Source organism: Devosia sp. XGJD_8, from assembly GCF_046614475.1.
Lineage (GTDB): Bacteria > Pseudomonadota > Alphaproteobacteria > Rhizobiales > Devosiaceae > Devosia.
On record NZ_JBKJHF010000001.1, the window covers coordinates 477,056 to 500,567 of the forward strand.

The following is a 23,512-nucleotide window of genomic DNA, read 5'->3' on the forward strand; positions in this document are numbered from 1 at the left end:
TGTGGCGCCAGCAGCAAATTATGTCCGGTCCTGGATGGTCAACCCGACCTGGTGCTGCTGATTTTCGCCGCAGGCCATCGAACGCGCCGAACCGCCGGCGATGATCAACTCGCTGCGAGCAACCATCGGACGGCACCTCGGCTTGGGTTCCTTTCCTGGATACGGAGTCTGGCGGAAGATTAGAACTTGATATCAAGGACAGGCGCGCCGGCTTGGCCGGTGGGCGCAGCCTGCTGGGCCAAGACCTGAGCTTCGGCATGGGCCCTGGCATAGCCGGCATAGTCGACCATCTGGATCTGCAGGTAGTCGTTATTGCCGCTCTTGCCCTTGCTGGCCATGATGGAAACGCCGCAGTCGAGCATGCCGAGTTCGAGGGATTCGGGATGAAGGTCGGCGGTACCGGGCAGGACCATGTAGCCGCGCACCTGGATGTTGCCGACGATGCTCGGATCCATAGCCTCGACGCTACCCTCGATGGGGGTCCAGTTCGGCTGGGTCGTGATGCTGGGATTGCCGCAATGCTGCAGGTCGCTCAGGCCACGGCTGGATCTCGGCTCGGGCTGCGAATGCCAGCGTATGGTGAAGTTTCCCGGAACGGGCATCCCTACGGAAGCTTCCGGACCGTATTTGGCACGCAGCCCGGCCAGGATATCGTCGGTCGGCATTGTATCGCCGGGCTTGCCCACCTGGCGGGCAATGACAAACACCACGTCGCCTGACTGGGTGGGCTCGTAGATCAGGGTGATCGCTTCGGACAGCGTCGCGTCGATATAGGAGCGTTCATTGTGGAAGTAGGGCGTTGTACGCTGACCCTGCTGGCGCTCGTAGACGGCCGCCACCGCCATATGCTTGCGGATGATCGCGTCCGCTTCTTCCAGCGACTGCCCGGGCCTGAGGCCGACGATATCCCAGCTTTCCGGCGTGGGGGTGGCCGTTGCGGCGTTGCTCTCGGCCAGGAGGGTCTCCAGATCGGCGGCGCTGGCCGCCTGGACCGGTGGGGTGCCGGCGTACCATGCGCTGTCGAAACGTGCATTGATCAGCATCCCCACCTGGCCGCCTTGGGGGTGCGCGACCATTTCGACGCTGTCGATGACGACATGGAGATCGACGTCCATGCCGCGCCGTTCAGCGGTGCCGGGCATCACGGCATTGTCCAGCCTGATCACGGCGCCGCTCCGCACGGGGGCCTTGAGGCCGAGGCCCTCGATCAGAGGATAGGGAGCCACGCCGTTGCCGCAGACCTGCGCCTCCATCAGATAGCCCTCGATCTCGAAATAGACCGGGCCAGTCATGTGGCGGGTGGCGTAGCGCGCCGAGATGCGATCGAGCAGGGCCGCTTCGGCCAGGTCGGGCTGCAGCGCGAGGATGGGATCCCGGAGCGGGGACGACCAGTTGTCCTTGCCGATGGCATTGGCGCATGCGAGCCGAAGCGGTCCGGAAAGCGAGGCCACCCGGCTCTGGGCCCAGACTTTGAAGTCGGGGAGCCAGCGTTGCCGCACGGCGGGGCTGAGCAGGTCCGTGCCGGCGGGAAAGAAGTGCTCCTCCGCGCTCACCCACTTGACCTGTTCCATGGCCCAGCGGGCCGACATCATGCGCTCATAGGCGGCGTCGTCCATGGTTTGGGGGGCATACTTGATGCGCAGGTAGTCAAGCGTTTCTGGGTCGAGCTGGCGCAACGGCGGCGCGGAGCCGGGCTGCGAGGCGGCCGTCGCCAAGGATGAGCTGGGCGTGACGCGCGCCACCAGCTTTTGCGGCTCCGATGAACCGTCGGCCTCCGTCAGGATCAGCATTTCATTGATGTCGAGCGCAATCTGGTAGGTGGGAGTGCCCACGCCGGCATCGCTGGCGATATCGACAAGGTCGACCTGGACCAGGACTTCCATGCGTCGGCCCCACGTTTCGACAATCTGCCTGGCGGTGTCAGCTGCTATGGGCAGGTTGGTCAATTGCCCCGGATCGACGAGGCTATAGCGGTAATTGGCGGAAAAGCCGCCTGCCTCGGGTTCGTAGAAATCAATCTCAGCGGCCTCGAAGCTGCCCGTGTCGGTACGGTAGGTGCCAAAGGCAATGACGCCCCTGAGCCATACAGGCCGCCGTGATGCATCGACAAGGGCGGTCTCGATCTCCTGGCGCCGTGCCGCGACCGCGAACTCGTCGGCGGCACGCACATCCCGGTGGCTTTCAATGATCGAAGGCGCGGTGCCCTTCGACAACAACCGGTCGTAAGCATGCCCGAGCAACTCGAGTTCGGTGGTAACGGCAATCTGGCTGAGGGCCAGTTCTGTGGCTGTCGGCGGTAGCGGCGGGCGCGGCCCCTCGGGGTCGTGCACCGCGATGGCCGGGTCGAGGTCCAGCAGACGCTGCGTCAGCCAGGGATCGGCAAAGATCCCGGCACGAGCCGGCGCAAAAGCCAGGGCACCGTAGAGCGGGTCCCCTTGCTCCGTACTGTTGCCTGCATTGCCTGCGACGACGCCCGGCGGCGGCAGCGACAGGGTGCCAAAGGTGGCGACATAGACCACCGGCTGGCCATAGCTCGCCGTCCGCACCATGACTTCGGCCGTCGCCTCGTCGATGGCCAGGCTCGATGGCAGGCTCTGGTATAGTGCCGTCGAACGGAGGCGACCCAGATTGTCCGGCAGCCCGAAGAGTTGCGGTCGAGGATAAGCGATCGGAAAGCTGCCGCTCGCAAAGTCATATTCGCCCAATTGGGCAATGCTGATCGAGACCACACTGGCAGGCAGGCTGGGCGCCGCCGCAATGAGTTCGGGCACGATCTCCCCGGAATAGATCTGCATGGCCTTGCGGCGGTCGAACTCATTGGCGAAGCGGTGGAATTCGCTTGCGGTCTTGCCGTAGACGCGCAGATGCTGGCCCTGGGTCATCAATACCCGCGTCGCGGGCTCCTCGATCCAGTCGGCTGTGCGGTCAGGGTTGAGCCGTATCGCCGCCAGGTTGAGAAACCGGGCGAGTTTTTCCATATATCCCGGGCCGGCGCCCAGGGCATATCCGAGCGTGTCGCCTCCCTGGCGATCGCCGGGCACGACAAGGTGCCCCTCGACCTGCAGCAGCTCCAGCCTGCTGGCCACCAGCCCATTGTCAGCAGGAGCCGACTGCGGGCGCACGGCGTCCGATGGAAGATAGAGGACCTCTATTTCCTCACCCAGCATCTTGCCGTCGCGGCCATAGGTCATCAACGAGATCTTGTCGATGCTGACAGTCATGGGAATGTCGGCGGCAAGCGGGGTCGTGGCGGCGTTGCGGTCGATACCGATTTCGCTGATCGTCAGCCACACCGTGATATTGCCGAGCCTGTTGCCCGAGCGCGCCTCGATGCTGTTGATCAGCGCTGCCGCGGCAGCCTGGTCGGCGACGGGAACATGACCAATATCGGGGGCATCGAGCGTCAGCCCGCCGAACACCCTGTCGGCAACGATCGTGCGGTAGAGCATGCGTTTTTCCGCGAGAACGTCGAGATGGCCGGGGGTGATGGCCAGACCCTTGCCCGGTTCGTAGACACCGAACTGGACATGGTTGGTCAGTCTTATGCGGAACTGCAGGTTTGCGGGGTCAGCGACGAAGGCGTTGGCCTCATCGATCAAGGTCTGCCGATATCGCGTCAGAATGGCCGCGCGCTCCACCGTGTTGCCGTTGTCATAGGCCGTGATGAGGGCAAAGTTGTCGCCGAAGTCGCGATTGCGGGCGTCTCGGCTGAACCAGGTTTGCAGCCTGCGATCATCGAGAAGACTGTTGTCCCTTGCCAGCGCGATGAGCGCCAGGTCGCGGTCGGCCTCTTCCAGTGTGCGATAACTGGCGGCGTCGATAACCGGCGCGGCAGGAGGAAGCGAACTGGTCTGGCCGAGCACGGCCTGCATCAGGGCGACGTTGATGTCCTGGCTTGCCCGACCCGGATTGTCGGCCAGGAAACTGGCGATCGCGGCTCGGGTCCTGCCGCCGACGACCCCGTCCGGCGAACCGGCATCGTAACCGCGCCGGTTGAGACCAGCCTGCAGCTGCGCCACTTCGGCGGGCAGCAGTGCCCGCAGCCCTTCAGGGGCGGCCATGGGAGCGCCGGTGGGACTGCCGATGCCTTTGCGCAGCCCGGAAATGGCGCCGCCGAATGCCGAGGGGTTGGTGCCGGAGGTCTTGAGGAAACAGACCCTGGCCCGGGCATTGTAGGTGAAAGCCTGGCAACGCCCGTCGCCGGCGCAGGCCGCCAGGCACCCATCGAGGGCGAGGCCCTTGAGCGCCGGCTCGCTCATGCCGGAGCGGAAATCATTGCCGGGCAGGTCGATATCATGCAGCAGGTCGAAGTCGAGGCGTCCGGTGGGCGGCGCGGAGGCAGGAGGTGCGATGGCGACGCCGCCTCCGAACAGCAGGTCGCGTTCCGCCAGGGTAAGCGTGCCGGTTGGCACGGTGCCGATCGATTGCTGGTAGGCCACGATGGCCTGACGCGTGCGTGGCCCCATCACCCCATCGGGGACGCCGACATCATAGCCAAGGGCGGCAAGCTGGCGCTGGACCTGCAGCAGCTCGGCGTCAACGACCGGCCTGACGATTGCGGGATTGCGCGGGTCGGAACGCGAATTTTCATTGATGATCGAAAGGAAGGTCTGGAAGATGTCTTGGGACTGCGCCGGCCCCACCGTGAGCAGCGCCACTAGTACCAGTCCGCAAAGTCGAACCCGTACGCCCATCCTGATCCCCGGCCAGCCGACCGCGACGAGCCAATCCCGTCGGTCGGGCAAGGGCAAAATTAACGCCCCGGCCCCACGATATTGGAAGCGACTTAAGTCGAGTGATTTTGCTGGACCTAGGTCCACCTCGCAAACAGATCTGGAAAGTGCGCGTGCGCAAGAGACAGGATGGCCGGTCGATCCGGCGGAACCGGTGATGGTGCGGCCATTTCGCTGTGGCCCGCCCCGCGAGAAAACGGCAAGTTGCAATACGAGCAGAATGGGCCTGAGACAATCACAGCCGCTAAGAATTCTTTCATGAGTGGGGCGCAGCATCAATGCGCGCGAAATGTACTGTGTCCGCGTGATCGACCGTAGTCAGACGCCCACCCAGCCCCTGGGTGGGCGTTCCTCGTCTGGCCCCCGCGGCGCCGGCTTGGGCAGGGTGCCGATGCCGGCGCGACTACCGGGCATGCGACCAGCCCGGATTACCGCCGCGCCGGTCGCCGATCACAGCCAGCCGCCCCGATGCGGACAGGATATGGAGCGGCCGGCCGCGATAGCCCCAGGGCACGGCCGGCCATCTGGGGTCCGCGTTGCCCGAACGCCCTTAGGAAATCTCATAGGTTGTGACAGAAAAGCTTGACAGCGTTGCTGGACCAAACTGGGTTGAAATGGCCACATCGGTTGCATCGCGACCCACCCCCATCAGGATCCTGCCAATACGTGGTTCGTTATGCCGAGCGTCGGCCGTATACCAGTGGCCGCCCAGGTAAACCTCAAACCATCCGGAGAAGTCCATCGGATCGGGGTTGGCCGGCACTCCAATGTCTCCCAGGTATCCGGTGCAATACCGCGCTGGGATGTTCATGCATCGACAGAACGTTAGGGCCAAATGCGCGAAGTCGCGGCAAACCCCGGTCTTTTCGATATAGCTGCCATATGCCGTTCGGATTGCATCTGCCTTCTGATAATCGAAGACAATGTGCTGATGCACGAAGTCAAGAATGGCCTGAACACGAGACCATCCAGGCGGTGTTTTCCCGAAGAGCTCCCATGCGACGTGGGTTAGCCTGTCTGTCTCGCAGTACCTTGAGCCTAAGAGATAGATAAGTGTGTCATCGGGAAGGTCGCGGATGTCATGCTGTCGAGCATCGAGCGGGACGATGTCTGGCTGGCCCGGATCATAGATCTCAAACTGGGTAGATATCGTCAACGAGCCTTTTGGGGCAGTTATCCTGGTGCATACGTTGCCATAGACATCCAGATATTCCCACGGGTCTAGCTCCGGTACGAAGCCCACGACCTGCGGGGTAAGAAGGTCATGTCGACGCGACGGGTGGATGTTCAGCGTCAGCAGCATGGGGGTCGGCTGAGGACAATCGTAGGTCAGTGAATATCCAGCCTTGATCCGCATTCCCAATCCTCGCATCTCGCTGCGCATCCATGCAAATCGACTTGGATGGTGCCCCACATAAACTTGGGACGACTATGGCAGTTCCATAGCGACGGTAGCGGTAGTTCATCGTGAAATCGGCATCGTGAGCCGGGCAGACCCGGTGACTGAATTGGTTCCTGCGTTCCGGCAATCAAGGCATGAGCCCATCCAGTCCGTTTTGCGTGGATAGCCCCGGAACCAATCCTCCGGGGCTTCCTTCTTCTAGCGAGCCCCTGGACGCAACGGCGATTGAAGCGATGCTGAGGCAATTTCGAGTTGTTGACCTGACGTCTGAAGAGGTGAGGCCTGACGTCCTGGTGGATGCGGCAAGTCCGGAAGATGCGGTTGCGCAGGCTCTCGGCCTCAAAGTTGCGCGCAGCGGCGCCAGGAGCAACCTCGCCGCGCGCGTCTATTGGCAGATGCCAAACTCTCCGCTCACCATGGTGCGGCTGTATACGCTGGAGCCTTGAAGGGGCCTTGGCATGGCGCCTGGCAAGCCTTGATCCAGCTGCAGTGATGCACGCGCCCAGATGCACAGCGCTCAGGTCCCCCGCCATGGCGCGGCGGCGACATCAAGCCCCGAGATCGTCGCACGGCCCGCCGGGCCGAGCCCCGGTCGCCGCCACGGCAACCGCGCCACCCCCGCTTTGGTCGAGACCATCCCGCGGGGGCGGGGCCCGGCGGCCGGCGCGATGGGCAGCCTCGAACCGGCGCGGCCCAAGCCGGCCGATGACCTGCATGGCGCCCGGCGCGGCCCCGGCCAGCCGCCTGTGGGGGGAGGTCGACCCAACAAGCCGCAGTGCCGCCGCGGGTCGACAGGCGCGTCCGCCATCGCCTGTCACAACCCCTGAGCCGATGGCGGCTGTCACCCCTCGAGGCGCCAAGCCATTATCGGTCATTTGCAGCAAATGCAGGCCCCTGCCGAGGGCAAATCCGCTCTTCCAAAGGCCCGCAACGCACCCGAACCGACGCCGATGGCACCGCCCGTTAACCATCTTGAACAAAGCCAGAACATGGGCTTGACAGCAAAACGGATCCCGGCAACCCTCACATCGTCGGCTCGATCTCGGGCCGATCCTGCGGCCACCAGTCCTTCCGGGGACCTGCTTTCCAAGGAGGCAGAGGCGGCTGACTGGGTGTCTCACCACCCAGCCAGCCTAACCACAGGTTGAACTCACTGCGCTAACAGGAGCATCCCATGGCTAAGGCCACTCTGGGCGGGGACGACCTCGCCTGCAAGTCCAGTTCGGACGATATCACCACTTCCAGGCTGCCCGAGCACTGGCATGACCTGCCCGGGCTCATCGACGACCCGCTGATCGATGCCAGCACCCAGGTCGCCGTGCTGGCCCAGATCGACGAGACCGGCTCTGCCACGCTGGGCGAACTCATGGCGCTGCTGCCCGACCATGCCAATCCCGCCGAAGCCGTCACCCGCTTCGTGCGGCATGGCGTGCTCACCATCGAGCCGGGCCTGCTCGATGGCAATAGCCTGCTGCGCCGGCGGGTGACGCCGCCGCTGCGTAAGGCCAAGGATCCGGCGGGCGGTTCGGACAACGATACCGAGCACAGGGGCAAGGGCGGACTGCGCCGGCTCCAGATCGTGACGCCGCGCCCCGAAATCTTCTTCGCCCGGGGCGTGGACCGGGCCTTCTTCACCCGCGAACCCTATATGCGCCGCAAGGGCATCTATCTGGCGCTCTATGGCAATTCCGCCTATGTCGGCCGCTCGGGCGATACCGCCTGCCGCATCGCCTGGGGGGCGCATCTGCGTCGTTACGGCCTGCCCGAGCTGGTCATCGCCGCAGTGGACTGCGCCGACAGCCTGAGCGAGGCGCAGGTCAAGGTGGCGGAGCGCCAGCTGACACGGGAAGTGGACGAAGCGGTCGACCTCAGGCGCCTCAACAAGGACCTGCCTGTCGGAGCCGACGTCACCGCCGCGGAGTTTGCCGCGGTTGACCAGTTCGTGCTCCAGGTGGTCACGGCGGTGCGCGAGGCAGGCCTCGCCTTTACCGGAGCAGCTGCCCCTCAGCGCACAAAATCTGTCGCTCAGTTCTGGCCGGACGGCGACGGCGCGGCTGCCAACCCCGCTGCGGGCGAGGCGGAGGGGCGGGCCTTCTACCGCCTCAACTCCTGCGGCGTCGTGGCCCATGCCCGGGTCGAGGACGGCCAGTGGATCGTGCTGGCGGGCAGCCAGGTGCGCGTCACGCCCCAGCCATCGGCGGGGTCCATCGCCTCGCGCCAGCGCCAGGAGCTGCTCTATGACGGCGGCCTCCGCAAAAGTGGCAATCACCTGCTGCTGACCAAGGACCTGCCATTCAGCACCGCGTCGGGCGCCGCCAATTTCGTGGTGGGCTCGCGCCACAAGCCCGAGATCTGGCGGCCCCTGGCGGCTCCGGTCGAACGGGGCCCGCGGCTCTAGGCCGCTCACCCATGCGGAGCGGCCCATTGCCGCTTCGCATCGCCTCTTCCCCTTTCCAGACACAGCGCGGCCCGGCCGCAGCTCAAGGATATGCCATGCGCGAACTGCCCAACGAAGACGACTTCGACACCGACACCACCGCCAATGCCGACACTACCGACGGCAAGGCCATGACCCCCACCAGGGCCTTGATCATTGCCGCCCTCAAGACCATCAAGACCGGCGCCGTCCGTGCGGCTCTGGCCAGTGCGGTTCCGACCGTCATCCTCATCACCACGCCCACGGGCGGCTGGACCCGGGCGCTGGCCGCTGAGATCGAGCGGTCCTATGCCAATGCGTCGACCATTGTCGTCATGGAACGCAAGAAGGACGGCAATGAATGGGTCGTGAGCATGATGCTCGAAAACTTCGCGGACGGCGATCACGTGGTGATCTGCTCGCCCGACCCTGCTGCCCTGCTGCCGCCAATGATCCTTGCCGCGGCAGATGCCCGGCTCGTGCTGCCCTTCGCCAGCGCCAGCCTGTTGCGCCACGCGATCCGTGCCTTGACCGGTGAGGTGGCGTGCGGTCTGCGGGACGCCGATGTGGCCGGGCTCGACATGACGGCGCTGACCATGGCCCTGCGGCCCGGCAGCAGCGCGGCCGATTGCGTTCGTCGGCTCCGGCAGCTGTCGGGCAAGAGGGCGGAAGCAGGGTCGGTCGAAACGCGATCGGCGCACCCCTTGCTCGAGGATCTGCCTCTGCCGACCGATCTTGCCGCATGGGCCCAGGACACTGTCGGTCAGCTGAAGTTGGTCGCCAGTGGTGCCGCATTGCCCGCGACGCTGCGTTACGGCGTGCTTGAGGGCCCTCCGGGCACGGGCAAGACCCTGGTTGCCGGCGCGATTGCCCGATCCGCTGGATGGCAGTTGGTGACAACCTCGATTGGTGACTGGTTCACCACGAGCGATGGCCATCTGGGTGGGGTGAACAAGGCCTGCGCCGCCTTCTTCGATGCCCTCCAGAAGGGCGACTGCGTGGTCGGCTTTCTCGATGAGATCGACGCACTGCCCGATCGCGCCACGCTTGAGCCACGCGACCGGCAGTGGTGGACCACCGTGATTACTCACGTGCTGAACCAGGTCGATCGCCTGCGCGCCTCGGGCAGGCCCGTTCTGCTGCTAGCAGCCACGAACTACGTGACTAGGATTGACAGCGCCCTCACCCGGGCGGGCCGCATCGAGCAACGCGTCACCGTTCGAGCACCGCGAACCGAGGAGGAGGTGCTGGCGATTTTTGTCCACTACCTTCGGGGCGAGATCGACCCGTCCGCCCTGTCGGCGATCATTCGCTTCACGCTTGGTGCGACGCCTGCCAGCATCGAGAGCTTTGTGCGCGCTGCGCGATCCCGGGCCCGCAGCCAGGGCAGGGGGCTGATGCTGGAGGACATCCTCTGGGCTGTCGTGCCCGAGGAAACCCGCAGCGCCGAGGAGGTCAAGGCTGTTGCCGTGCATGAGGCGGGGCATGCCACGGTCGCCGAAGTGCTGGGCATCGGGGTCAAGAGCGTTTCCGTTCTGGCTAATGGCGTTTCCGGGGGCGTCACCCAGACGATGCCGCTGCCATCCTTCCTCAACCGCGACGAGCTCGAGGATCTGGTGACGGTTTACCTTGCCGGGCGCGCGGCAGATGTCGTGGTTGGCAACAAGGGTCCCCATTCCGGTGCCGCGATCGATCTGGAAATGGCGACCATGGTGCTGACCCGGGGCATTTGCGAGTGGGGGCTCTATGACACGCTCATCCATGCCGACTGCGACACCGAAGAGGTGTTCGACCTGGTGCAGAAGGGTCTCAAGCGCCTTCTGACCCGGGCGGTGCGCATCGTCACCCTGCATCGGGCCGGCATTGTCGCCCTGGCCGAGGCCCTCGTGGCCCAGAGTCTGCTCACGGGCGAGCAGGTCGCCGCGGTCCTTGCCAAGAACGCCGCCCAGATCACCAAGGGCCAGGTCCTCATCGAGCAGCGGCCGCAGAAGACTGTGTCGGTTCGGGCGCGTCGCTCGGAGAATGCGGCGCGTGGCGGGAGCAACACCAAATGATCGACTGGCGTAAGGCTCTGCGGCGCCTCGACGGCGCCTATTCCGTTCATACGTTGAAGGCCTACCAGAGCGACTTCGGGCTGTTCGCCCTATGGTGTCGTCGCAAGCGCGTGCCAGCGCTTCCGGCAGCGGTCGAAACGCTCGTGGCCTATCTGGGCGCCGAGGGCACGCGGCTCAAACCCGCCACCATGAAGCACCGGCTGTTGGCCATTCGCAAGATTCACCAGCTGTGCAGGCTGGTGGACCCCACCGTGGACACTGAAGTGGATCTGGCTATGCGCCGGATCCGCAGGTCCCAGCCGTCGCGACCCAGGCAGGCCTTGGGGCTGACGGCCGATCTGTGCGATGCCCTCATTGCGGTCTGCCCGAACGATCTCATCGGATTGCGCGACAAGGTGTTGGTAACTGTCGGCTTCGACACATTGTGCCGACGCGGCGAACTGGTGGCCCTCTCCATCGGTGACTTCACGCGGAAGGACAATGGCCGCTACAGCGTGCTGGTTCGGCGCGCCAAGAACGACCCCGAAGGCGCTGGTCGCACGGCGCATTTGTCCACCCGCACCAGTCAATTCGTCGATGAATGGCTTTTAGCAATTGGGACGGATTCCGGGCCCTTGCTGCGGCCCGTTTACCGGACCAAGGCACTTGCGCTCTACCTGGAGCCGCTGACTGTCTCCCGCGTGCTCAAGAAATTGGCTAGCCTTGCTGAGACCCCAGCCCCGCCTGGATCCAACGTGTCTGGCCATTCCTTGCGTGTGGGGGCAGCCCAGCAACTCGTGCTTGATGGCCACGGCATCCTCAAGATCATGCGGGTGGGTGGCTGGCGCTCGATGAACGTTGTGGCTCGCTACGTTGAGAATGTCGATGTCGACGTTTGGCAGTAGAAGTTGGGTCCTTAGCCACAAGCCCACCAAGGCAGAGGTCACACATTCGATAGCTTGGCCAGCGCATGTACAGATATGGGGGTAGCGTTCCGCCACCTGGACCCGAGTGAGATATACGGTCGACACTGACTGCGCTCACCTGGAACCAAGAGTGTCCCAGACAGGAGCACAAGGCAATCACCGGCAGCTTGGCGCCAAGGAGGTCCGGCTCGTCGCGCCAGAATTCCTTCTGGTTGCTTGGGGCAGTGCGAGTCCGATTTGTAGTGACAGTTTCACATCCTGGCGTACCAGCCAGATTTCTATTAAGTCATTGATTGTATTGTATTATGATCCTTGAACCGAAAAGATGTGCAGACCTATCTCAGCCACTACCTCGATCGGCACGGATCGAAATACTATGCCACGGCGGCTGGTGAGCCTTGGCTGGACAACTATTGGCGTCACCTGACTTGGCCATGCCGAGCTGCTGATCGACAAGCGCGGCGTCGGTGCCACCCTGCTCAAGCGTGAGGCCGATTCCATCAACCGCGAATGGGAAAAGCGCGGTCCTGGCAGACCGCATCCAGGAGGCATCAGCTTTGTGGCCGATCAGCATTTCGAGATTAATAGCTATCTCTCCGGCGGCGTGGAGGCCGCGAGCCACTTCCGCAAAGCCAGTCTTATGGCCTGGAGGAGACCCGCATCGATGCTCTCATCGGCCAATGCGTCGACCCGGCCATCGTGCATAATATCCGCAACCAGAATAACGGGCAGAGCTCGTTGCGAGGTGTGACAGGCGACGCTGCAGTGCTCGCGGCAATTCGCATCGACAGGCTCGCAGCCGCAGGAACTTTGTCAGTCACCGGGATCATGCCGAATGGAGCGACCTATGCCATTAAGAAAGATGTGACGGCGTCTCGTACAACAGGAAACAGGTCGCTGCGATCACGTACTAGGCGTGACGGGCGGAGGCCTTCGAGGGAAAGCTATAGGCAATTCGAAGTGCATTTATCTCCACCGTGCGGTGGATGATAGTTGCGATAAGAATTACGATGAGGCCCACACCGAGCTTGGTTGCCAGGGGATCAAGTCCAAAGGTGGCTGCGAAGTCGATCAGAGCCAGCCCAACGTCCTGATGGATCAGGTACAAGGGGTATGAAATCGTAGCCACAAACTTGATGGGCACTGTTGAGCGAGAGTGTCGAGCCTTCCACAGCATCGCCCAAAAACTAAACGACAGGAGCGCCAAGTATTTTATGGTGCTTTCCAAGCCGAACGGGGCCGACACTGAGGATATGCCCACCATCGAATAGCTGCAGAGCACGAGCATCGATGCGATGAGGCCAGCGTATCCTGCAATCCGATCTCCTGTCTGGACCTGAAAGGCCGCCAGGCCAAACGCGAAAAAGGGCAAGTACTGGAAGAAGTCTCGCGCTCTTCCTTGGCCGAACTCCGGCTGCGAGAATGCCAGCAAGGATGCAGCCAGGACCGCCACCCATGTGAAGCGTTTCCCTTGGTGCCATATCCGCGACACGCCGAAATAGAAGATCGAAAATACGAAGTAGAACCTGAACTCGACCAGCAATGACCAGTAGGCGCCGTCAACGAAAAGGTATTGAAGGCCGCTATCTCGGGATTTTGCCCAGGCGTTTACGACCTCACAGGGCACGTCAAGCGTGGGGATGCAGAACAGGGTCAGCATAAGGTCACGACCGGTCTGCCCTCGTTCCGCCGACAGCGCAGCTTCCACCGCGAAAGTGATAAGCGCGCAGACTACCAAGGCGGGCAGCAATCTCGTGCATCGAGCGACCCAAAATGACCAGAACTCTTTCTTGGGAGCCGTCATGGCCATGCAGTAGCCGCTCACTGCAAAAAAGACGATCACACCGTGGTAGCCACCAAGCGGGAACCACTCTGGCAATAAACCGTAATGGGACATCACCACCAAGACGACAGAAAGCGATCGCAGCAGGTCTATGCCGGCCTCTCGGGGCGTCGATCCTTCAATCGTCACTTTATGGCCTGCGCTTGCAGTTCGTCCCGGGTTTCTTGGTTCGTAGGCCCGCGAACTTCCCATTCGCCGCTACGCGAACGACGCATGACCATTGGCTCGCCGCTTACGGTGTGAGCTTCGCAGTCCAACGGGGCAGTCAAGTTATTCCAGAAGCGGACGATTTTCTTGAGCATGAGCACTCATACTTCGGTTTAGGGTTAGCATTCAACCGGGGCTCCTTGGCTTTCATGCCCACCTGAAGTGACAACACATCCATAGGATTTGAACCATGATCAACTTGGAGCAGCACGTCGCCTGGCACAAGGCGATGTCGCCGACGCTACGCGGCGCTCGGCAGTGTAACTGCCGTGCTGATGGCATTCCTAGAGGTAGAGCCGGCGTACCGGGGCTTTTGCAGCCGCGCCCCGCACCTCATCCGGACCACCTAACGGAAATGCCGTTAGTTCAAGAGGGGCGTACACGTTGAGTCGCACTCAAATTCGGCCACGGAGCCATATTCGTCACTGGTTCTGTCGGTCCAAGACGTAATGAAATGACGATCGGGCAACAGTTCTGGCTGGGCTGCTCCGGCGGCGCAAGCCTGAACAATTCGGAGAAAGTTTACGGGCGAAATCCCGCTGTATAACCATTCATCACACAGGTCCGGCAACCGGAATGCTGCAAATACGCCCAGTCGCTCATCAAGTTGCTGTTGCGACCATTCGTCAAACGTGAGGCTCTGGCGAATGGTGAAAGCGGAGCCGTGGTCAGAGTGGAGCAAGATTATGGCGCTCGGATCGGCGCCGATTATCCTGTCGACGATCTGTAGCATTGCCCTATTTGTGCACTGAATGTCATTCACGTAACGCGGCTTGTCGACTTCTCTCCACTCCTCTGAGGGGTCCGAAAACCGCCAACCGCAGTCATTTGCGAACTCGTACGGGTAGTGTGGCGACATCACATGTAGGAATGTGTACCACCGCCCGGGACGGTCGAGCGGCAAGGCATCGGCAATCATCCCTAGCCCGCCGGTAAAAGTCTCAGTTAGCGACCTAAGCGTCGTAGGAGACCAAAGCTTGATCGCGGCGATAATTGGTGTGTTCGACAAGAACGTGAGCTCAGTCTCGCTCAACAGGGGTCTGTTCTCGATGCACAAATCGACGGCTTCCCCACACATGGATTGCACCCACCATCCATTCTCGTAGTGGGCGTAGGAGTATCCCGCCTTCACAAAGCTTCTCTTCGAAGCATTGTCCCCCCTAAGCGCTGGCACAAACGGTAGGTGTTCGTCGGCGTTTGTTCCGAGCCCTGCGGGCACGACAAGTCTTTGCTCCAGTGTTGAAGCAAGTGACAGGTACGTGACGGGATAGTTAGCATATGTATTGGTAGGGAAGGAAAATGCCCGTTCTTCCAAGGCCGCAATAAATGGGGAATTGTCGAAACCTAAGACTGCTAACAACGAATCCGCTCTAGCATATCCGTCCAACACAAAGTGGTACACGTTAAGTGTCTCGCTAGCACTAGCAGCCACCGGCAGGGCCAGGTTGTCCGCGCTTGGTTTCGTGGGGTCGCTACTGCTGCGGGCCGACCCCAAAACAGTGAAAAGTGGCAGTGTCGCAGAAATAAGTACAAACGCGATCCCGGCGCTTCGGAAATGGTTGTAACTGAACAACTTTGCGAAAATTGCCCAAAGTGCGATAATCCCGACGGTCCAAACGCCAATCATTACCGCTCCGGGTAAAGGTCGGTCAATAAGCGGGCCTTGAGCCAGTCCGAATGAGAACGTGAGAAATGGCACTAGGCTCATGACCAAGGCGGAGCGAAAAAAGGGAAGCTTTACGAGCAACGAAAGAGCCAGCGCCGCTAGAGTAAGTGCAGCAAAGAACGCGGCAGAAAATGCTAGCAGCGACAGGCCTCGAATCGTCCCGTTTGGGTTTGCAGCCAGGAAGTTAAGGGCGGGGGTGGCCGACGCCGCGCCGAGAAGGCCCAGTGTCATTACATTGCTTAGAATTCTCATCGCTCATCAGATAACTTGGTTTGGGGTATTCCGGCGGAGTGTCCGTTGGTTGGAACATCAAGGACTGCTTCGAGTGAATTCGAATAGCGTCCTTCCGGTGCTGGACACCTGAAATTCTTGCTGAATGTCAGCTACGGCGGACAGGGATTGCCGGAATGTGTGGATGTTGTAGTCGTCAAAGATATCAGTTCGTAGAGCCAGCATCTTCTGGATGGTGGGGTCCTCTTTTGGCACGAACTCAATTATTCCAGCAGGTGCCAGGCCGACTATCCACTCAACCACCTCAGGTAGTGGCACATTGTGCGCAATCGCGAGATGGTGCTCGAAGGCCAGGGCAATCACGGCATCGGCGGAGTAGCGTTCAGCAAATCCTCTACGCTCGGCCCCATTCCAGCCTTGGCTCGGTGCCGGATTACGAGCGTCCAAAAATAGAGGCAAAAAATCGAGGTCCGAATCGGCGGCTCGGTCCAGGGCCTTGTCTAGGCTCTGCTGATCGAAGTCGAACCCGACGACCCGACTGGCTCCACTGCGCAGGCAGACCTCACTATAATCCCCAGTGTTGCAACCCATATCAATAACAGTGCGGGGTAGGTTTTTGGAAATGAAGGCGCTGACGAAGTCCGCCTTCTGAGTCGCTTCGTCGCTGGTGTATGTTGTCGTGGTTGAATAGTTTGCCCACGTAGTTCTGTTGCGCTCTGCAGGGCCTAAGCGGGCAATCCAGTTGTGCAGGCCTCGAAGCATAGCAACGTACCCGGTTCGGGGGAGCTTCTTACCCTCCAGCGACAACGTGCTTTCCTTATCGCTGGTCGCTCTCTTTTGGAAATATGCCGGCAACACGATATTCGAAAGGGTTTGCCAATGCATACGTCGGCGCAACGGCAGTAGATTGGCCAGGTCGCCTAGCGGTATTCCCTCAAGGTTCCCGCGGTACCAACTATTGTGGGCAACCCCAAGGTATGCCCGGAGCAAGAGAGGCGCAATGAACTGCTCGCAAAATTGTCTATGCCCGGTCCAAAATTCTCCATCGGTGTAGGGCCGGATTGAAAGATGATCGATAAAAATGGGGTTCGGCCCGATAAACTGCACGTTATAGGCAGATGCGTCTGAGAGGACGTATCCCGACTTCAGTAGATCGATCTGCAGATCTAGATGAAATAGGGCGGCCTTCTTTAGCAGAGCGAACGACCACTCGTAGGGGTACGACCAAGGCGCTAACCGCGGGTGTGACAAGACATGTGCAGTGCCCCTGGGCGCCCATGTTGCCGTCTCTATGGCAACGTCGCGAAATGGAACTAGCCGCTTGTCGGCGACAAGGGTTTCAAGGATGGGACGCGATGCTTCGAAAGCCGTCGCGCCAGCGTGCGTCACACACCGAAAAACTTCTTGATCGCGCTCGAAAATAAAGCCTGAGGGATCCCGGAAAGATCCAGGGGACCGTGTTGCGTCCTGCATCTACTTGTCAGCGGGGGGACGACGCAGACGGCCAGTCAACGAGGAAAAGGCGGAACCGATTTTGTGCCGAAAAGAGGCGAGTGCCGCGCCCGAAACCGCCACAGCTGCAATAATGGCCTGAAGCACCATGCTCCCTGTCCCGGGATCTAAATAAGCAAAGGCGGGAAGACACAGCGCCGAGGTAAAGGCGGCTGTCAGGAAAAAGAGCTTCATCGAAATAACTCCAAACATGACAATTTGGTCATATTCAGTGTGAGGTATGTCGTGTCAACCCGCTCAAAATTTGGATCGATCCTTTGAATAGGGTTCAGGTCCCCCCCTAGTGGCACCCCTTGGTTGGAGTGTTTCACGTCGCGTGGCTCTTGGCCTAATGAAGTGAATACGGGCTAAGTGTCTAAAAGCCCAAGGAAATAGAGCCCGTCCGGCCTATCGAAAAGAGCCCCACTTGCGGGAGTATCAGTGGGGAGTTTGCTGGCTACCCCGGCCACCCATGCCCTTCATGCTTCTCCACAGGCATCAGTCGCCCAACAGCTTCGCCAACTTGCCCTTGAGCTTCGGTCCTCGCTGCAACGGGTCTCTCGGGTCCAGCTCCCACGCCTTCTCCGGCTTGGCTTCTACCGCCGTGACCGAATTAGCCGGCACCGTCACTGGATACCCATTATCTTGATCTTTGCCATCTTCTCCTTCGGAGCCGGACTCACAACGATCCTCAAGGCCCTTCGTTTCGGGCCTTTTCCTCCCTGAATACGGACCTATCCGTCGATACCAAACGCCTTGCTAAACAACCTCGCAAAGCGAACCGGGGGCTTCGGCCAATAGCTCGACACCCCGTCGTAATGACAGTATCTCGTAATGTGCAGCGAAGTGTGCCTGCGCTGGCGTTTGGAACTCACAGGGTACTCAGTGACGAAGGCAAGGTAATGACCCAGCTTCTTTGCCCCAAAGCGATTGTTACGGGCGCTACGGGGTTCATTGGTTCGCGGCTTGTTGCTGCATTAGAGAGGCACGGCTATAGAATTGCGGCGATGACAAGGGGGGATGTCTCATCTGCCGGTGGCGCTGCCGTCGACTGGTATTCCCTCGATGAGCCTGGGAATGCGGCGTTTGATGACGCTTCGGTGCTTTTTCACCTTGCAGGGCGTGCGCATATCATCCGCGAACATGCCGCAAACCCTGAAGCTGAGTTCCGCGCCGCCAATGTCGATCTGACTATCAGGATGGCAGAGTGGGCGGCTGATTCAGGGGTCCGAAGGTTTGTATTCCTAAGCTCTATAGCGGCATTAGGTAGCAAGACGGCGCCTGGGAGCCATTTTTCTGAGTTAACGATCCCCGCACCAGAAACCGACTACGGCAAATCGAAGTTAATGGCGGAAGTGGCCTTAACCAGCCTTGGACAAGCCACGGGAATGGAAATTGTCATTGTGCGGCCGCCGATGGTCTACGGCCCCGGTGCAAAGGGAAATTTTGCAAGGATGATGGCCTTGCTGAAACTCGGAATGCCGCTTCCTTTCGGAGCGACAGACAACCGGCGCAGCTTCGTCGGTGTGGGCAACCTGACTGATTTCCTGATACGCTGCGCAGAGCACCCCCATGCAGCAGGCCAGACATTTCTCGTCAGTGACGACCAGGATATTTCCACAACCGATTTCTTGAGGATGAGCGCTGAAGCCCTGGGGCTTCGGCCTTTCTTAATTCCCGTCCCCAAGCGTTTCCTTCAATATGCTGCCAAAGTTGCGCACAAGGAGGCTCTGATAGACAAGCTTGTGGGCGATCTAAGGATTGATTGCTCTCGAGCGAAATCTGTTCTCTCCTGGCAACCATCGCTGTCCATTCGGGATGGACTGCGCTCGACCACCTCGTGAAATTACAAGCCTATCGGCTTTCCATTTCAGCGCGACGCCCTCCCACACGGGCAGGCTGGACATGCCAGAGGCGGATGTATACTGCGGTCCAATATCGCTTTGGGCATAGCTCGGGCAGCGACGATCCCTATTGTGGACTAAGGTGATGACGAAGCGGGTAATTGATATTGTTGTGTCTGCCGGCTCGCTTCTAGTCTTGGCTATTCCCCTGCTCGTTATCGGCCTCATCGTCAGGATGACGTCCCCGGGGCCGGCTCTCTACTGGTCGCAGCGCGTGGGCCGTGACAATCTCGAGTTCCAGATGCCCAAATTCCGTAGCATGCGTGCCGGCACGCCGGTCACGGCGACCCATCTTCTCGAAAAGCCGGACAGTTATGTCACGCCATTCGGCGGTTTCCTGCGCAAGAGCAGCCTTGATGAGCTGCCCCAGCTATGGTGCATCTTGCGTGGCGAAATGAGCTTAGTGGGGCCGCGGCCCGCGCTGTTCAATCAGCATGACTTGGTCGAGCTGCGTACCAAAGCCGGCGTGCACAGGCTCGCACCGGGCCTGACGGGCTGGGCACAAGTCAATGGCCGCGATGAGATGTCTGTCGCAGATAAGGTCGATTTCGACCGATATTACTTGCTCAATCGATCGCTTGCGCTCGACCTAAAGGTGGTGATTTTAACGGCCAAAAAGGTCTTAACGAGAGAAGGCGTGGCGCATTAGGTTCCGACGCACGTGTAGGCCAGCCTGATATGGCGGCTGCCCCAAAAGATTGTACTCCATGATCGCAAATCGCTTCGCCCAGTCTGTTCTGTTGATGCCGCGCTCCGCCAAACAAGCGTTCGCGATTGGTTTCGATGCCATGCTTTGCGTGTTCTGCGTATGGGTGGCCTATTCGCTCCGACTCGATAATTGGCGGTGGATGACCGACGTCATGTGGATGACAGCAGGTGCGTCCGTCGTCATCGCGATCCCCATCTTCATCATCATGGGGCTTTATCAGTCCATCTTCCGCTTCGCGGGATTGTCTGCCTTCATAAAGTCGGTTCAGGCGATAGCAGTATACGGCGTCATATTCGCAGCCATTTTTACCCTTGTGTCGGTTCCGGGCGTTCCCCGCAGCATCGGTATCCTGCAGCCACTGCTGCTCCTCGTCGCAATCGGCCTGACTCGTCTGGCGGCCCGACGTTGGTTAGGCGGTCGACCGCGCGGTATACCGGGGGCAACGCAACGCGCGCGTGTCCTAATCTATGGCGCTGGCGCCGCTGGCCGACAACTGGCGGCCGCCTTGGTCAACAGCTCCGAAATCGAAGTCTGCGGCTTCTTGGACGACGATGTCTTGCTGCACGGTGCCATCATGGGCGGCCTGCGCATACATGCCCCAAACCGGCTTCCAGAACTGGTGGAAGCGGCAAATATCCGCGACGTATTGTTGGCCATGCCATCGATCAGCCGGAGCCGACGAAATGAAATCCTCGACCGGATCCGCCGGGAAAAGATCACCGTCCGCACGGTTCCCGATCTCATCGCGCTGGCGCAGGGGCACCTCACGGTCACCTCGCTTCGCGAGCTGGATATCGAGGATCTACTGGGTCGTGACCCAATTGCGCCGAACATGACGCTGCTCGAGAAAAACACCTGGGGTAAGGTTGTGATGGTCACCGGCGCCGGCGGGTCGATCGGCAGCGAGCTCTGCCGCCAGATCCTTTCGGTGGGACCTCGGGTTCTGGTGCTGGTCGAGCGCAGCGAATTTGCGCTTTACGGCATCCATGCCGAACTTTCCAAGGCACTTGCCAACCGGGATGATGCAGCCCCGACTATCGAAGTCGTGCCGCTGCTAGGCGACGTTTGCGACGACGTTCGCATGCGGCAAGTCCTGCAGAAATACCGACCTGAGACGCTCTATCACGCCGCGGCCTACAAGCATGTCCCGATTGTCGAATACAATCCGGGCGAAGGCCTCAAGAACAACGTTTTTGGCACGATGACCACCGCGATTGCGGCGCGCGATCTCGGCGTGGCCAATTTCGTTCTGATCAGCACCGACAAGGCGGTTCGTCCAACCAACATCATGGGCGCCAGCAAGCGCGTGGGCGAGCTGATTCTCCAGGGGCTTGCCGCAGCACCTCGGGAAGCGAGCCATCGCACCAATTATTCAATGGTCAGGTTTGGAAACGTCCTCGGCTCCTCGGGTTCTGTCGTCCCGCTGTTCCGCAAGCAGATACAGGCCGGTGGCCCGCTGACGCTGACGCATGCCGATGTCACGCGCTTCTTCATGACTATCCAAGAGGCATCTCAACTTGTGATCCAGGCTGGCGCCATGTCGGAGGGCGGCGATGTCTTCCTACTCGACATGGGTGAGCCGGTCCGCATCTACGATCTCGCCCGCCGCATGATCGAACTGTCGGGTTATCAAGTCAAAGACGAAGCCAATCCCCAAGGAGACATGGAAATCGTGGTCACTGGCCTACGCCCGGGCGAGAAGCTCTACGAGGAATTGCTTATCTCGGCGGAGTCCGAAAGAACCGCCCACCCGCGTATTCTCAAGGCGGTTGAAGACCATTTTGGATGGGACGAACTGGCAGAAAAATTGCGTCAGCTTCAAGAGGCTCTCCGGCGCGAGGACAAGGGGGCGATCCTCGATATCCTGCTTGAGCTGGTGTCGGGTTTCACCCCGGAAGTCCCTGCCGAGGCTACAGGCTCGATTCGTACGGTATGAGCCGTCGACGGCTGTCCGGACAAACCTATGTGACATCGACGCCTTCCAGCAGACCAGTGGCCTCGGGAACCGTGGTCGCCATCCGCCGGAGTTATCTCTAACGGGGCGAGATCGAACAGTTGACCTTCGGGGTGGAGTTCGACAAGCATCAAGTGTCTCTATCGGCGTCGAGGCGCCGCTCAAGCAGCAGTGGAGCAGATGTTCGCCGGCCTCCGGCGGACGGGATTGCTCATCGCCATCGTCGATCCGGTCCCTGAGCCGGCATCGACATCAAGCGTTACTACTTCTTGTCCTATCTCGGCCGCGGCTCCCTTCCGGACGAACTGACGACGCTGTATGCCCGGTTCCAGCAGCACAAGCTTCGCCAAAAGCATACTCCACACCGTTCCGGGCCGGACGTGAAGCATATCTAGCCGGCGTGCGCGCTGGTCCAGTATGGCAGAAACTTCTACTATGCGGACGACTACCATCCCTCCGCGCTCGGCGCCCGGCTTGCGCTTGACGACAATGACGCGGCGCTCCGTCCTTCCTCGACCCACTGCGCCCTGACGCCTTGGCGTCAGGCCAGAATTTTCCGCAGGGCCGAGACGACGCGGTCCTGCTGGCCATCGTCCAGGTTTGAGCCCGATGGCAGGCAGATGCCATTGGCGAAGAGGGTATCCGACACGGAGTCGTTTGAGGCCTGGAAGTAGCGGGAACCGGCAAAGACCGGCTGCAGGTGCATCGGCTTCCACACAGGACGCGCCTCGATCAGGTCGGCCGAAAGCCTGACGATCACCTCCTGGGCGCTGATGCCGCCCTCCACCGTGGCGGCCGTGAGCCAGCGGTTGGAGAAGCTCCAGTCCGGCTCGGGCATCCAGTGCAACGCAACGACATCACCAAGGCCCTCGTGATAGCGGGCGAAGTTGCGGCGGCGCGATTCCACCCGCTCCTCCAGCACCTTGATCTGGCCCCGCCCGACGCCGGCGAGGATATTGCTCATGCGATAGTTGTAGCCGATCTCGCTGTGCTGGTAATGCGGGGCCGGGTCGCGGGCCTGCGTGGCGAGGAAACGGGCGCGCTCGACCAGTTCTGCCTCGTCGGACACCAGCATGCCGCCACCAGACGTGGTGATGATCTTGTTGCCGTTGAACGAGAAGACGCCAACCTTGCCGAAGGTACCGCTTTGGCGGCCCTTGTATCGCGCGCCCAGGGATTCGGCAGCATCCTCTAGCATCGGCACGCCGAAGCTGTTGCACAGCTCGAGCAGTGGGTCCATGTCGGCGCTCTGGCCATAGAGATTCACGATGATGACGGCCTTGGGCATCCAGCCCTCCGACCGTGCGGCCTCGAAGGCGCGCTCGAGCGATTTGGGGCACATGTTCCAGCTCGACGGTTCGGAATCGATGAACACCGGCTCGGCGCCTTGGTAGACAATGGGGTTGGCGCTGGCAGCGAAGGTCAGCGTCGAACAGAAGACGCGGTCCCCCGGACCGACATCGAGCAGGCGCAATCCCAGATGGATCGCCGCCGTCCCCGAGGAAAGGGCCGCGCCGTGGGCCGATCCCACGTAGGCACAGAGTTCCTTTTCGAAGGCATCGACATTGGGCCCGAGCGGGGCGATCCAGTTGGTGAGGAAGGCCTGTTCGACGAAATCTCGCTCTGACTCGCCCATATGCGGTGTGGACAGCAGCACTTGGCTGTCGATGTCCTGTCGTCTGATGACGTCGAGTACCTGCCCCTCATCGGACAGCACCGGAAGGCTGTTGATGGCATGCTTGTTCATGAGGTCGAGCGCCTCGCGGCGCGAGTAGTTCGGCCCCAGGGTCTGGGAGGTCAAGGGCGGCAGCTTGCCTAGCGTATCTGTCAGCGAATTGGCTTCGAGCAGGAGGCGCCGCAGGTCGCCATCGGTGACGGTGCGCAGGAAGGCGCCGCTATCGTCCATCAAGAGCAATATGCCCTTGCCGGTGGCTTCGAGCCGGGCAAGAGCATCGCGAACGGTCATAGTCGCAGCAACGGTCAGTGAGTCCATCGAC

General features: G+C 61.0%; 14 protein-coding genes. 7 read left to right on the forward strand and 7 right to left on the reverse strand.

Annotation, left to right across the window (positions count from 1 at the left end):
• Window positions 1–179: 179 nt before the first annotated feature.
• A complete protein-coding gene (locus tag ACLI1C_RS02240) occupies window positions 180–4,658 on the reverse strand; it encodes a peptidoglycan-binding protein (RefSeq protein WP_411395226.1) in 4,479 nt (1,492 codons plus the stop codon).
• A gap of 625 nt (window positions 4,659–5,283) precedes the next feature.
• Window positions 5,284–6,090: a transglutaminase-like domain-containing protein gene (locus ACLI1C_RS02245; RefSeq protein ID WP_411395227.1), complete on the reverse strand. Its 807-nt coding sequence runs from the start codon at window positions 6,088–6,090 to the stop codon at window positions 5,284–5,286.
• A 179-nt stretch (window positions 6,091–6,269) separates the two neighbouring features.
• On the opposite strand from ACLI1C_RS02245, the gene ACLI1C_RS02250 reads away from it, so the two are divergent.
• The 4 genes from ACLI1C_RS02250 to ACLI1C_RS02265 all read left to right on the forward strand — a co-directional run bounded on the left by ACLI1C_RS02250 (window position 6,270) and on the right by ACLI1C_RS02265 (window position 11,489).
• Complete coding sequence (locus ACLI1C_RS02250; protein ID WP_411395228.1) at window positions 6,270–6,581, forward strand: hypothetical protein; 312 nt, start codon at window positions 6,270–6,272, stop codon at window positions 6,579–6,581.
• Between the two features lie 728 nt (window positions 6,582–7,309).
• A complete protein-coding gene (locus tag ACLI1C_RS02255) occupies window positions 7,310–8,533 on the forward strand; it encodes a DUF4357 domain-containing protein (protein ID WP_411395229.1) in 1,224 nt (407 codons plus the stop codon).
• Window positions 8,534–8,628: 95 nt separating this feature from the next.
• Complete coding sequence (locus ACLI1C_RS02260) at window positions 8,629–10,605, forward strand: AAA family ATPase (protein WP_411395230.1); 1,977 nt, start codon at window positions 8,629–8,631, stop codon at window positions 10,603–10,605.
• Window positions 10,602–11,489, forward strand: a complete 888-nt coding sequence (locus ACLI1C_RS02265) for a tyrosine-type recombinase/integrase (RefSeq protein WP_411395231.1) — start codon at window positions 10,602–10,604, stop codon at window positions 11,487–11,489. Before ACLI1C_RS02260 ends, ACLI1C_RS02265 begins: the two co-directional genes overlap by 4 nt.
• A 931-nt stretch (window positions 11,490–12,420) precedes the next feature.
• Here ACLI1C_RS02265 and ACLI1C_RS02270 read toward each other — a convergent pair.
• The 4 genes from ACLI1C_RS02270 to ACLI1C_RS02285 form a co-directional block, all read right to left on the reverse strand.
• Window positions 12,421–13,482: an acyltransferase family protein gene (locus tag ACLI1C_RS02270; protein ID WP_411395232.1), complete on the reverse strand. Its 1,062-nt coding sequence runs from the start codon at window positions 13,480–13,482 to the stop codon at window positions 12,421–12,423.
• A gap of 439 nt (window positions 13,483–13,921) precedes the next feature.
• Window positions 13,922–15,457: a sulfatase-like hydrolase/transferase gene (locus tag ACLI1C_RS02275; protein ID WP_411395233.1), complete on the reverse strand. Its 1,536-nt coding sequence runs from the start codon at window positions 15,455–15,457 to the stop codon at window positions 13,922–13,924.
• Between the two features lie 78 nt (window positions 15,458–15,535).
• Window positions 15,536–16,342, reverse strand: a complete 807-nt coding sequence (locus ACLI1C_RS02280; RefSeq protein WP_411395234.1) for a class I SAM-dependent methyltransferase — start codon at window positions 16,340–16,342, stop codon at window positions 15,536–15,538.
• A 588-nt stretch (window positions 16,343–16,930) separates the two neighbouring features.
• Window positions 16,931–17,143: a hypothetical protein gene (locus tag ACLI1C_RS02285; protein WP_411395235.1), complete on the reverse strand. Its 213-nt coding sequence runs from the start codon at window positions 17,141–17,143 to the stop codon at window positions 16,931–16,933.
• A 707-nt stretch (window positions 17,144–17,850) separates the two neighbouring features.
• On the opposite strand from ACLI1C_RS02285, the gene ACLI1C_RS02290 reads away from it, so the two are divergent.
• From ACLI1C_RS02290 to ACLI1C_RS02300, 3 genes are all read left to right on the forward strand, one after another.
• Window positions 17,851–18,792: an NAD-dependent epimerase/dehydratase family protein gene (locus ACLI1C_RS02290; protein ID WP_411395236.1), complete on the forward strand. Its 942-nt coding sequence runs from the start codon at window positions 17,851–17,853 to the stop codon at window positions 18,790–18,792.
• A gap of 142 nt (window positions 18,793–18,934) precedes the next feature.
• The gene (locus ACLI1C_RS02295) at window positions 18,935–19,501 is read left to right on the forward strand and encodes a sugar transferase (protein ID WP_411395237.1); all 567 of its coding nucleotides are present in this window, start codon (window positions 18,935–18,937) and stop codon (window positions 19,499–19,501) included.
• A gap of 58 nt (window positions 19,502–19,559) precedes the next feature.
• Entirely contained in the window at window positions 19,560–21,497 is a 1,938-nt protein-coding gene (locus ACLI1C_RS02300) for a polysaccharide biosynthesis protein (RefSeq protein WP_411395238.1), read from the forward strand.
• 559 nt (window positions 21,498–22,056) lie between these two features.
• On the opposite strand, the gene ACLI1C_RS02305 is transcribed toward ACLI1C_RS02300, so the two are convergent.
• Window positions 22,057–23,508 carry an aminotransferase class I/II-fold pyridoxal phosphate-dependent enzyme gene (locus tag ACLI1C_RS02305; RefSeq protein ID WP_411395239.1) on the reverse strand — a complete coding sequence of 484 codons (1,452 nt, stop codon included), beginning with the start codon at window positions 23,506–23,508 and terminating at the stop codon, window positions 22,057–22,059.
• Between the last annotated feature and the right edge of the window lie 4 nt (window positions 23,509–23,512).

Excerpts from the sequence above, each read along its gene's own strand:
- ACLI1C_RS02245 (WP_411395227.1), bottom strand. The coding sequence starts at position 6,090 with ATGCGGATCAAGGCTGGATATTCACTGACCTACGATTGTCCTCAGCCG.
- ACLI1C_RS02250 (WP_411395228.1), top strand. The coding sequence starts at position 6,270 with ATGAGCCCATCCAGTCCGTTTTGCGTGGATAGCCCCGGAACCAATCCT.
- ACLI1C_RS02255 (WP_411395229.1), top strand. The coding sequence starts at position 7,310 with ATGGCTAAGGCCACTCTGGGCGGGGACGACCTCGCCTGCAAGTCCAGT.
- ACLI1C_RS02260 (WP_411395230.1), top strand. The coding sequence starts at position 8,629 with ATGCGCGAACTGCCCAACGAAGACGACTTCGACACCGACACCACCGCC.
- ACLI1C_RS02265 (WP_411395231.1), top strand. The coding sequence starts at position 10,602 with ATGATCGACTGGCGTAAGGCTCTGCGGCGCCTCGACGGCGCCTATTCC.
- ACLI1C_RS02275 (WP_411395233.1), bottom strand. The coding sequence starts at position 15,457 with ATGACACTGGGCCTTCTCGGCGCGGCGTCGGCCACCCCCGCCCTTAAC.
- ACLI1C_RS02280 (WP_411395234.1), bottom strand. The coding sequence starts at position 16,342 with ATGCATTGGCAAACCCTTTCGAATATCGTGTTGCCGGCATATTTCCAA.
- ACLI1C_RS02285 (WP_411395235.1), bottom strand. The coding sequence starts at position 17,143 with ATGAAGCTCTTTTTCCTGACAGCCGCCTTTACCTCGGCGCTGTGTCTT.
- ACLI1C_RS02290 (WP_411395236.1), top strand. The coding sequence starts at position 17,851 with ATGACCCAGCTTCTTTGCCCCAAAGCGATTGTTACGGGCGCTACGGGG.
- ACLI1C_RS02300 (WP_411395238.1), top strand. The coding sequence starts at position 19,560 with ATGATCGCAAATCGCTTCGCCCAGTCTGTTCTGTTGATGCCGCGCTCC.
- ACLI1C_RS02305 (WP_411395239.1), bottom strand. The coding sequence starts at position 23,508 with ATGGACTCACTGACCGTTGCTGCGACTATGACCGTTCGCGATGCTCTT.